At 57.2% G+C, this 1,909-nt stretch carries 1 pseudogene; it reads right to left on the bottom strand.

What is annotated here, in order from left to right:
* Positions 1-50 precede the first annotated feature (50 nt).
* Positions 51-1,909 (bottom strand): annotated as a pseudogene (locus KTG12_RS21175) (DNA methylase); the annotation flags it as partial.

Here is a 1,909-nt window from a genome sequence, read left to right as displayed (position 1 = left end):
ATTGCTAAACAATTGAATAATTTTATCGGAAATTCCTAAAAGTTCTGATAATGGCTCTCGTCCACGTAGAGGTGGTCGATACCCATGAGGCGGAAGTCCACGGCGTCGTCCTTGCGTGTTTCCAGCGCGTGCGCCACCTTCTGCAACTTGGCTTCCAGGTTGGCCTTGCGTTTCTGACACCCTTTCATCATGGCGCGGGAAACGTCCCTGCCTTGTGCTTTGAGCACTTCGAGGTTCTCCTCCACACAGTCCAGCTCGGCCTGCAATATCTCCTGCTGTATCTCCGGAGACTGGGGTATCATGCCGAACTGTTCGTGCGAGAGGATCACGGCGTCCCAGTCGTTGTTGCGTATCTCCCGGAAGATGCGCTCACGCTTCCGGGGCGTGAAATCCTCCTTGCCCGGGTAGAGGACTTTGGCCATCGGGTAAGCGGTACAGAACGTCCGGGCTATTTCATGGATGTTGGCTTTCAGCCCGATAATCATGGGTTTATTGGCCAGCCCGAGGCGTTTCTTCTCGTAGGCCCCGCAGCACATGATGAGGGTCTTTCCGCCGCCCACCTCGTGGTCGATTATCCCGCCGCCGAGCAGTTTGTCCATCCATATCGCGTCCTTCTGGCTGTCATACAGATTGTCTATTCCCAGCCCCTTGAGGTCGAGGTCGGGGAATTCCTGGTGCGTCCCGTCGTACTTCGGGCGCACGTAACAGTTGAAAGTACGGTTATAGAGGTCTGTCAGGCGGTCTTTGAAGTCGGACGACTGCTCGCGCAGCCATTCGGGGAAAGCACCCCGGATCTCGTCTATCTTGCTGTTGGCGAGCTGTATGGCCTCCCCGTCACGCACTTTGACCTCCCGCCGTTCGCCGTCCACCCATTTGAGGACGGTCTTGGTGATGTCGGGCGAAGTGTTTTGCAGGGCGTGTTTCAAAAGGTGCAGGCCGTTGTACTTACGGGTCTGCGCGCTGACGGCATACTGCTCCGTGATCTTCACGTTCGTCGCTTCCGCCTTCACGCCGTACTCGTCCAGGTTGGAGGCGAAGGTGATCTTCACCTCCGTATCGAAGAGCGAGGAGGCGAAACGCTCGTAAACACCTTTTGGAATCCACCGTTCGCCCAGGTTGAAGTCCAGGTCGTCGAAAGCGATGGGTTTGGGCGTCGCCTCGCGCAGAGCCTCCAGCGATTCCCGGGCCGGGGCGTGGTCGGGATTCTCCCGCAGGAACGCCTCGATCCGTTCGGCTTTCCCGATGACATTGCCGGCGATGAACTTGTCGGCAACCTCGTAGCCGTCCGTTTCCGGGTTGTAATAGATACGTCCTTTCAGTTCCCCGAGTATTCCCTCCACGGTAGTTCCCGTGAGCGAGGCCATGTAGTGCGGTTCCACCCGGCCGTACTTGTTCAGGCTGGCCACAAGGGCCTCCGAAGCGTCGTCGGCGTGCGTGATCTCATCGGGATTGAAGGCCACGGGACGCTCGAAGATGTCGGCTTTGCGTGCCTTGCCGTCGATGTAACGCTCCAGCGATAGAATCTCCGTCCCCCGCGCGTCCATCTTGATCAGGTCGAGGTTGCGTTTGTCATTGAGCCGTCCGAAGCGTTCGGTGAAATTGTCGTAAAGCCGGTTGAGCATCTCCCGCAGGGCGGGGTTCGCCGTCAGCGTTTCCGCCTCGTTGTTATAAAGGTGGTAATAGGCATCGCGTATCTCGATATACATGGAGGCTTTCGTCCGTTGTGCAGGCGTGAGTTCCAGCGGGTGGAACATGGGTTGCAGGGATTCAATCTCCCGCAGGTAGCCGACCCGGTTTTGTCCGTCCGTGACGAGTGTCCCCTCGCGGAAATAGGGGGCGACCTCCCCCTCGAACGAGGTTGTGTAAAAAGTAAGCATCAAGTGTTCTTTGACATATTGTATTAAAAAGG

The sequence above is a fragment of the Parabacteroides sp. MSK.9.14 genome, assembly GCF_019041495.1.
GTDB lineage: Bacteria > Bacteroidota > Bacteroidia > Bacteroidales > Tannerellaceae > Parabacteroides > Parabacteroides merdae.
The sequence above is the reverse complement of the archived record's forward strand: the minus strand, read 5'-3'. Positions and strand labels throughout refer to the sequence as shown.